The organism is Ruegeria sp. CDSA033, assembly GCF_059612305.1.
Map to the genome: position 1 here is coordinate 108,174 of NZ_JBXWQI010000014.1, position 9,706 is coordinate 117,879.

General features: G+C 57.7%; 7 protein-coding genes. 3 read left to right on the plus strand and 4 right to left on the minus strand.

Annotated features, from left to right (window positions below; translation table 11 throughout):
- Window positions 1-3: 3 nt before the first annotated feature.
- The 3 genes from AC2FLA_RS17100 to AC2FLA_RS17110 all read right to left on the minus strand — a co-directional run bounded on the left by AC2FLA_RS17100 (window position 4) and on the right by AC2FLA_RS17110 (window position 2,270).
- On the minus strand, window positions 4-396 hold the full coding sequence (locus AC2FLA_RS17100; RefSeq protein ID WP_496723775.1) for a cytidine deaminase: 393 nt from the start codon (window positions 394-396) through the stop codon (window positions 4-6).
- Between the two features lie 103 nt (window positions 397-499).
- Window positions 500-1,603 carry a cupin domain-containing protein gene (locus AC2FLA_RS17105; RefSeq protein WP_496723777.1) on the minus strand — a complete coding sequence of 368 codons (1,104 nt, stop codon included), beginning with the start codon at window positions 1,601-1,603 and terminating at the stop codon, window positions 500-502.
- Window positions 1,566-2,270 (minus strand): hypothetical protein, encoded by a 705-nt coding sequence (locus tag AC2FLA_RS17110; protein ID WP_496723779.1) that lies wholly within the window; start codon window positions 2,268-2,270, stop codon window positions 1,566-1,568. Before AC2FLA_RS17110 ends, AC2FLA_RS17105 begins: the two co-directional genes overlap by 38 nt.
- Window positions 2,271-2,455: 185 nt before the next feature.
- On the opposite strand from AC2FLA_RS17110, the gene AC2FLA_RS17115 reads away from it, so the two are divergent.
- The 3 genes from AC2FLA_RS17115 to AC2FLA_RS17125 all read left to right on the plus strand — a co-directional run bounded on the left by AC2FLA_RS17115 (window position 2,456) and on the right by AC2FLA_RS17125 (window position 8,418).
- Window positions 2,456-4,729 (plus strand): NADP-dependent malic enzyme, encoded by a 2,274-nt coding sequence (locus AC2FLA_RS17115; protein ID WP_496723781.1) that lies wholly within the window; start codon window positions 2,456-2,458, stop codon window positions 4,727-4,729.
- Between the two features lie 274 nt (window positions 4,730-5,003).
- Window positions 5,004-6,893 (plus strand): propionate-CoA ligase PrpE, encoded by a 1,890-nt coding sequence (gene prpE, locus AC2FLA_RS17120; RefSeq protein ID WP_496723783.1) that lies wholly within the window; start codon window positions 5,004-5,006, stop codon window positions 6,891-6,893.
- 91 nt (window positions 6,894-6,984) lie between these two features.
- Window positions 6,985-8,418, plus strand: a complete 1,434-nt coding sequence (locus AC2FLA_RS17125; protein ID WP_496723785.1) for an amidase family protein — start codon at window positions 6,985-6,987, stop codon at window positions 8,416-8,418.
- Between the two features lie 258 nt (window positions 8,419-8,676).
- On the opposite strand, the gene AC2FLA_RS17130 is transcribed toward AC2FLA_RS17125, so the two are convergent.
- Window positions 8,677-9,438 (minus strand): NAD kinase, encoded by a 762-nt coding sequence (locus tag AC2FLA_RS17130; protein ID WP_496723787.1) that lies wholly within the window; start codon window positions 9,436-9,438, stop codon window positions 8,677-8,679.
- Between the last annotated feature and the right edge of the window lie 268 nt (window positions 9,439-9,706).

Below are 9,706 nucleotides of genomic sequence, written 5' to 3' on the forward strand. Positions count from 1 at the left end.
GGGTCAGACGTCCTCCATGTGCGAGGCGTCGAAAGCGCCCGGCAGCAATTGCCCAATCGTGGTTACAAACTCGGCGCCATCCACGGTAGCCAGCGTCACCTTTACGTCCCGCTTGCCAAATTCGGCCAGCTTTTGCCGGCAACCGCCACACGGCGGCACCGGTTGCGGACTTGAAGCGACGACATAGACCTCGGACAGTTCCTGTTCGCCCGCAGCGACCATCGCGGCGATAGCTCCGGCCTCGGCACAGGTGCCCTCGGGATACGCCACATTTTCCACGTTACAGCCGGAATAGACCGCACCATCTGCGGACCGGATCGCCGCCCCAACCTTGAAGTTGGAATAAGGCGCATAGGCTTTTTCCCGGACAGACAGAGCTGCATCTTTCAAAGTCATGGCGATTCCCCATTTTTGATCAACTGGTCAGAAAATCACATCCTAAAGGAAACTGCCCGGGGAGTTGAACCCCCGTGTACAAGATTCCCAGGCAAATTCTCACCTAACCCAGATTGGTATTGAAGACCCCCGGAAGGGTGACTTCAAGCAATTCGACGTCATCGGAAGGTTCGGACAGTTTGGTGCGCATACCGGGCGGGATCACGAACGCATCCCCTTGTTCCAGACGGTAGGGGTCGCGCCCTTCACCTTCCAGAGTTACCTCACCCGTCATGACGAAGGTGAAATGGATATCCGTGTCATGCGTCGCCCAGACCGGTTCACCCTGCCCTTTTCGTACGACCTGCACGCCTGCAACACCCTTGGTATTCTCGGCAATCGTCGTGTCGCGACAGACATAGCCCGGCAGGCGGAAAGGACGCCATTCAGCGCCTTCAGCCTTGTTGTAAACGAAACGCTGCCCCTGCCATTCGCGATCCGGGCGGAAATGCGGTGTGGGCAGGTCCATCTCGTGGTCGATTTCAGTGACGTGCTCGGCGGGAACACCGATTTCGATCACCTGAACATTATCCGAGGCTTCAAGAACCCGATGGCGGATTTCGGGGGGTTGAATAAAGCAATCCCCGGCTGTCAGGCGCATTTTTTCGCCCTGATCTTCGTAGACGACGTCAACCCAGCCATGGATGCAGAATATCAGTTGAAACCCGACCTTGTGGAAATGCACCATATCCGGCACTGGGCCGCCATCGGGGATACGGATATGGCTGGCGATGATCGACCCACCTAGCCGATCCGGCACAAGATCGCGGTAGTGCATCCCTGCCCGCCCGATGATCCAGGGCGCCTGATCTTTGAGCCTGCGAACCACAAAGGAATGCACTGTTTCAGGCATCACCATTGGCGGGTTCAGTTCATCAATCTCAACCCGTGTGCCATTGGGCGCGACCAGAGTCCGCTGCCCGTCTGCAAAACCGTCAGGATCGTCTGTCAGGATGCGGATCGTGCCTGCCGCCTCAGGCGCGTCCTTCTCGACCCGAAGGCGCAACCCGTGGCCTGAAAACACGGCAACACTCGGATCGTCGGCGGGATAGATCATATCCATCCTCATTCCGAGGGTCTTTGTGAAAAACGGGATATCGTCGCGCAGTTCGCTGGTGGGCAGTCGGATTTCAGCGCGCGTCTGGCTGTTGTTCAAGGTCGAGGTCATTCAGCGTCTCTTCGGCATCGGATTTTGGCCATCCGATCAGAACGGAGGCCAAAATGCCAATCGAAAAGAACATCTCAAGCGTTTCTTCCAGCACAAAGAGCCGCACTGTCATAAGTGTGGACAGATCTGCCTGGTAAATTCCGGAAACTTCCTCAAGCAGCTGAGCGGTTGCCGCCAGCAATCCCGCCAGCACGAAAATCACGAAAAAAGGCGCCCGTCGCTTTGCCGCCTGCCATGCCGTCGGGGCTCCATGCCATAGGGCACCGCCAATTACGATGACGGCCAGAACAACCCGGACCGACGTCATATCAAGCACACTGTCCAAACCGTTAAGGACCCAATATGGTAGGCTGTCGACTGGATAGACATCCGCCTCAAGCTCTCTTTCCGCAAGCAACAGACAGACCAGCGCGATATAAAGACGGGTGATGCCGGGATAGCGCCAGAGCGCGGCCAGACCTGAGGCAAAAAGCGCTGCGGCCGAGATCGTTTCGAACAATCCCCCCTCTTCGTTCAGAGCAAGGGCTTGAACCGGCCAGATACTTACGGCGGCAAGGATAAGGATGGCGATCAGCAAAACCGATACGTAAGCGGCGCGATCCGGACCAACCACAACTTGTTCCGCCGGGAAGGCAGTCCCGGCCTGAATTTCGTCTTTATAGCTCATTTATGGCCTTCAGTGCTCGACAGGTCTAAGTTGGCTCCAAAGTTGCCCGAATGTAAAAGCAATACGGCGCTTTTCAACGGGATGTCGGTGAACTTTAGCGAAACTGTTGCAAAATGACGTAGCGTAGCCAAAGCCGGGGAAATAGTTTAACACTAAATCAAATTTTCTGAGGAGTTGAGTCGCCGATGTCGGACACACCCAGCCTGCGGCAAGCCGCGCTTGAATATCACGCCCACCCAAAGCCCGGTAAGCTTGAAATCAAAGCGACAAAACCAATGGCGAACGGCCGCGATCTGGCGCGCGCCTATTCACCTGGTGTGGCCGAAGCCAGCTTAGAAATCAAAGCGGACCCTGCCAACGCCGAGCTGTATACCGCACGCGGGAATCTGGTTGCGGTCGTCTCAAACGGGACAGCTGTTCTGGGGCTGGGAAACATCGGCGCGCTTGCCTCCAAACCGGTAATGGAAGGCAAGGCTGTCCTGTTCAAGAAATTCGCCGGGATCGATTGCTTTGACATCGAGGTCGATCAACCCGACCCCGAGAAACTGGCGGATATCGTTTGCGCGTTAGAGCCGACCTTTGGCGCGATCAACCTTGAAGACATCAAAGCGCCGGACTGTTTTGTCGTCGAAAAGCTGTGCCGGGAACGGATGAACATCCCGGTCTTTCACGACGACCAGCACGGCACCGCGATTGTCGTGGGTGCCGCAGCCAAGAATGCGCTGCACGTTGCCGGTAAAAATTTTGAAGACGTCAAAGTGGTCTCAACCGGTGGCGGCGCGGCGGGAATTGCCTGCCTGATGATGCTGGTAAAACTGGGCGTCAAGCGCGAGAATATCTGGCTGTGCGACATTCACGGGCTTGTCTATGAAGGCCGTGAAGAGGATATGAACCCGCACAAGGATCAATTTGCGCAAAAAACGGATTTGCGCACGCTGGACGATGTGATCGGCGATGCGGACCTTTTCCTTGGCCTTAGCGGGCCGAACGTCCTGAAGCCCGAGATGGTTGAGAAGATGGCCAAGCGCCCGATCATCTTCGCGCTGGCCAATCCAAGCCCGGAAATTTTGCCACAAGCCGCACGCGAAGTCGCGCCGGACGCGATCATTGCCACGGGCCGCAGCGACTTTCCCAATCAGGTCAACAACGTTCTGTGTTTCCCCTTCATCTTCCGGGGCGCGCTGGATGTGGGTGCGACCGAAATCAACGACGAAATGCAGATCGCCTGCGTGGACGGGATCGCCGAGATGGCCCGCGCCACGACCAGCGCCGAGGCGGCTGCGGCCTATAAAGGTGAGCAACTGACTTTTGGCCCCGATTATCTGATCCCCAAACCCTTTGACCCGCGCCTTGTCGGCGTCGTGTCCTCTGCCGTTGCCAAAGCCGCAATGGAAAGTGGTGTGGCCAAGCGCCCGATCGACGACTTCGAGGCATACAAAGAGCGGTTGAATCAGTCCGTATTCAAGTCTGCCCTGCTGATGCGCCCGGTCTTTGAGGCCGCGGCCGTGGCCTCGCGCCGGATCGTGTTTGCCGAGGGTGAAGACGAGCGCGTTCTGCGCGCAGCTCAGGCCATTCTCGAGGAAACAACTGAAACCCCGATCCTGATCGGCCGCCCCGAAGTGATCAACGCACGATGCGAGCGGTTGGGGCTGACGGTTCGTCCCGGCAAGGACTTCCAGATCGTGAACCCGCAAGACGATCCGCGATATTATGACTACTGGAACTCGTATCACGAGATCATGCAGCGCCGCGGTGTCACGCCGGATCTGGCCAAGGCGATCATGCGGACGAATAACACCGCCATTGCGGCCATCATGGTGCAACGTGGTGAGGCAGACAGCATGATCTGCGGCACCTTTGGCGAGTATCGTTGGCACCTGAACTACGTCGAACAAGTTCTGGGCGATGTCGATCTGCACCCGCATGGCGCGCTGTCGCTGATGATCCTCGAGGACGGGCCGCTGTTCATTGCCGATACCCATGTTCGGCAGCTGCCAACCCCAGAAGAGCTAGCCGAGTCGACCATTGGCGCCGCGCGTCATGTTCGTCGGTTCGGGATCGAGCCCAAAATCGCCTTCTGTTCTCAGTCGCAGTTTGGCAATCAGGCTGAAGGATCGGGCAAAAGGTTGCGGGCGGCACTGGATATCCTCGACGCGGAGCCGCGCGATTTTACGTATGAAGGTGAAATGAACCTGGATCTGGCCCTCGACCCGGAGCTGCGTTCGCGGATATTCCCAAACTCACGCCTGAAAGGAACAGCAAACGTTCTGATCTTTGCCCATGCGGATGCGGCGAGCGGAGTGCGCAATATCCTGAAAATGAAGGCCGATGGCCTGGAGGTCGGCCCGATCCTGATGGGCATGGGCAACAAGGCACATATCGTGACGCCGTCGATCACAGCGCGCGGATTGCTGAATATGGCGGCGATCGCGGGTACACCCGTAGCGCATTACGGTTAATTAACCTGAGCACAGTATTCAGGGCGCCAGTATCGGCGCCCTGTTTGATTCACAGCAGGCAATAATTTGCACGCCAAAATATTCAACTTTGCAAAAGCGCAAAATTGATCTTTAAAAGTCAGCAAAAAGACGATGGTTTGCAAAAATTTGCAGACCAATTCGCGGATTCTTGCAAATTTTTTGCGATAAAGTGACGCTCCGTCACAGCGCTCGCTTGTGCGGTGCCCCCTGGCCACATAACACATTTCTCAAGGAGATTTAGGAGGAGTTCACCGTGGCATATCAGGACATTTACGAAGGCTGGCAATCGGACCCAGAGGCTTTTTGGATGAACGCCGCAAAGGCTATTGACTGGGTTCAACCGCCGACCAAAGCCCTGTTTGACGACAACGCCCCTTTGTATGAGTGGTTCAGCGATGCCAAGGTGAACACCTGCTGGAACGCGGTCGACCGGCATGTCGAAAACGGTCGCGGCGAACAGGCCGCAATCATCTATGACAGCCCGATCACCCACACCAAGCGCGAGATTTCATATGTCGAACTGCGCAACCGCGTGGCCAATCTGGCCGGGGCATTGCGCGCCAAGGGCGTCGAAAAGGGCGACCGTGTCATCATCTATATGCCGATGATCCCCGAAGCGCTGGAGGCCATGCTCGCCTGCGCCCGTCTGGGGGCCGTGCACTCGGTGGTGTTCGGCGGCTTTGCCAGCAATGAACTGGCTGTCCGGATCGACGACGCCAAGCCCAAGGCGATCATCGCCGCATCCTGCGGGATGGAACCGGGTCGCGTCGTGCATTATAAACCGCTGCTGGACGGGGCCATCGACATGGCCAACCACAAGCCCGAGTTCTGCGTGGTCTTCCAGCGCGAGCAGGAAGTGGCGCAATTAATTGAAGGGCGTGACTACAATTGGCATGGATTCCAATATGGCATCGAACCGGCGGAATGCGTTCCGGTCGACGGCAATGATCCCGCATATATCCTGTATACTTCCGGCACCACCGGCGCACCCAAAGGTGTTGTACGCCCGACCGCAGGCCATTTGGTGGCGCTGAACTGGACAATGAAGAACATCTACGATGTCGATCCGGGCGATGTGTTCTGGGCGGCCTCGGATGTGGGCTGGGTCGTGGGGCATTCCTATATCTGCTACGCTCCGCTGATCCACGGCAACACGACGATTGTGTTCGAAGGTAAACCTGTTGGCACCCCCGACGCAGGCACGTTCTGGCGGGTGATTTCCGAGCATAAGGTCAAAAGCTTTTTCACCGCCCCGACCGCCATCCGCGCCGTGAAGCGTGAAGACCCCAAGGGGGAAATGCTGGCGAAGTATGACCTCTCCTGCTTGCGCGCCTTATATCTGGCAGGTGAGCGGGCTGATCCCGATACGATCGAATGGGCGCAGGACGCGCTGAAGGTGCCGGTGATCGATCATTGGTGGCAGACCGAAACCGGCTGGACCATCGCCGGCAACCCACTGGGGATCGAGGAACTGCCGGTCAAGCTGGGTTCACCCGCCAAACCGATGCCTGGCTATGATGTGCAAATTTTGGACGAAGGCGGTCATCCGATGAAGCCAGGTGAGCTGGGCGCTATTGCGATCAAGCTTCCCCTGCCCCCGGGCACCTTGCCAACGCTGTGGAATGCCGAGGATCGGTTCAAAAGTTCATACCTGAACCAATTCCCCGGTTATTACGAGACCGGCGATGCAGGCATGGTCGACGAGGATGGCTACCTTTACATCATGGCGCGCACTGATGACGTGATCAACGTCGCTGGCCACCGCTTGTCGACCGGCGGGATGGAGGAGGTTCTGGCCGCCCACCCCGATGTGGCCGAATGTGCAGTGATTGGTGTGACGGACCAGTTGAAAGGTCAAATGCCAGTAGGGTTCCTTTGCCTGAATGCAGGCTGTGACCGCGACCATGGCGAGGTGGTTCAAGACGTCGTCAAACTGGTGCGCGAAAAGATCGGGCCCGTCGCTGCTTTCAAACTAGCCGTGGTGGTAGACCGCCTTCCCAAGACCCGCTCGGGTAAGATCCTGCGTGGAACGATGGTGTCGATTGCGGACAGCAAGGACTACAAGATGCCAGCTACCATCGATGACCCGGCTATTCTGGACGAGATCACCGACGCGTTGAAAACCCTTGGCTACGCTCAGTAGCAGACATGCGGGCGACGATCCGTCGCCCGCATGTCTTTCTCTTGCAACCTGAAACAAGCCCCCTACTGTCATCCCAAGACAGCGAGGGCCCATGACACAAACCGATATCTGGCGTCTGAACGCCACCGACCTGACCGCCTTGACCCGCAGCGGTGAGTTGAGCGCGTTGGAGGTCACTCAGAATGCAGTCGACCGAATGCATCAGGCCAACCCAGACCTGAACGCTGTGGTCGAAGACCTGAGCACCGAGGCGTTGGAGCGTGCGCGTGAACTGGATGCGGCCGTGGCAGGCGGTGCACCCACGGGGCCGTTGCATGGCGTTCCCGTCACTATCAAAATTAACGTCGATCAAAAGGGGCACGCGACCTCAAACGGTGTGGTGGCCTTGAAAGATGTGATCGCGCCCGACGACGCGCCGGTTGTGCGCAATCTGCAGAAAGCCGGGGCCATCGTGATCGGGCGGACGAACACGCCCGAATTCTCATTCCGCGCCGATACAGACAACCCGCTGCATGGCCGGACACACAACCCTTGGGGCCGCCATATCTCGCCCGGCGGGTCTTCGGGCGGGGCCGGTGCGGGCGTGATGGCTGGGATTGGCACGCTGGCGCATGGCAACGACATCGGTGGCAGTCTGCGGTTTCCCGCGGCGGCCAATGGCGCGGTCACAGTCAAACCAGGGCTGGGGCGCGTCCCCGCGTGGAACCCCAGCCAAAAGGTCGAACGCGGAATTCTGGCACAATCCATGTCGGTGCAGGGGCTGATCACCCGTTCGGCTGCGGACCTGCATCTGTCCATGCCCAGCCTGATCGCCGACGACCCGCGCGATCCGTTTCACGTTTCAATGCCGTGGCGCGGGGAAGCCATGGATGATCCGATCAAAGTGGCCTTCACCAAAAACACCTTCGGCTATGCGCTGCACCCCGAGGTCGACAAGGCGCTGGACACGGCCCGCGATGCGCTGGTCGACGCCGGTTATCTGGTGGAAGAGATCGACCCGCCGGATGTATTTGAGTGTGGTCGGTCAGGGTATCGCGCCTTGATGGGCGAAGTCCTGACCCTGATGCAAAGCGACATCAAGGCGGCGGGATCTGAAACCATCCGCGAGATCTTTGACGTCTATTTTCAGGAATTCCCGCCCATAGTTGAAACCGACCTGATCCGAATGCTGGCCAAGCGCACCCACTATGCCCGTGAATGGTCGTTGTTTATGGAAGACTACGCTTTAGTCCTGTCGCCTTTCCTGCCGCAACCTTTCTTCAAGCCGGATCGGGACACTGAAGGCGCCGAAGGGGTGCACGAGGTACTTGGATGCGCCGTGTATTCCTATGCGATGAACTTTCTGGGCCTTCCCGCCGCTTGCGTTCCAGCGCGGCTGGCGGATTTGCCCAGCGGCCTGCAGCCGATCAATGTCCAGATCGCTGCCCGCCGCTGGCGTGAAGATATGGCCGTGGATGCCGCCGCCGCAATTGAGGCACGCGTCGGTCAGGTGTGCTTGCCCTTGTGGGAGAAGATGGACACGTAGTGCGACCCAAAACGAAAATAGACCCCGGGTTATTGTGCCCGGGGTCCGCTTACTAAAATAAGCCCAGATATCATTAACGAGCGTAGCACCACCTACCCTCGCCAGCGCGTAAACTGCGCAATCGTTCGAAAACGTCGTTTGGTGGCCACTCACTCCCACCGAGACGTGTTCTCCGGGCAAGATCAGATTAGCGGAAAGTTAATGAAGCTCATGTGAACTGCTTCACACAACTTCTAAAAAATTCGTAAGTCCCAAAATTTAGGTGAATTGCTCGGATATCAGGCGCTCTTCTAACCCATGCCCCGGGTCGAACAAAATGCGGTGTTGGATTGCAGGTTCAGAGCGGATCTCGACCCAGTCGATATCAGGGAATGAAACCGAATCTGCATCGGCCATGACCGGGCGTTTGTCCGCATCCAGCACATCGAAACGCACCTTGGCGATCTTGGGCAACAGCGCACCACGCCACCGACGCGGCCGGAATGCAGCAATAGCCGTCAGGGCAAGAACATCTGATCCAATTGGCAGAATCGGGCCGTGAGCCGAGTAGTTATAGGCGGTCGATCCGGCAGGCGTGGACAACAACGCGCCATCACAGACCAGTTCATCCATGCGAACACGGCCATCGACACTTATCCTGAGGCGCGCGGCTTGTGGTCCTGCACGCAGCAGCGACACCTCATTGATCGCCAGCGCCTCGTGCATCTTACCTGACTGATCCATCGCACGCATGGCCAGTGGGTTGATGACTTCTTCCTCGGCTTCGCCCAGACGGGCCATAAGGTCGGCTTCGTGGAATTCATTCATCAGAAAGCCGATTGTGCCGCGATTCATGCCATAAACGGGCGTATCCAAGTGCTGCATGCTGTGCAACGTATGGAGCATGAACCCGTCACCGCCCAAGGCCACCACCACATCCGCATCCCGCGGGGCGGAATTGCCATAACGTTTTACCAGAGTATCTCGGGCGGTTTGGGCCACTTTGACGTCACTGGCAAGAAAAGCGATTCTCTGGATCATTTGCTGCGGTTTCCGGTCTTGCACATTTGGTTCCGAAACAACCATACCTTTCCCCGATAAGCCAGACTTGACGCCGCAGCGGGCCAATTCGTCGCTTTAAAGCTTTTGCGCATGTGCCGTTTCCGATAGGAAATCCGCAAGATTCTTACCCAGCCATGTGGAGCCCCCATGAACGCCAATCTCCGTGATACCGGATTTTTCACCCAGTCCCTGTCTGACCGTGATCCCGAGCTGTTCGGCTCGATCACATCCGAGCTGGGTCGTCAGC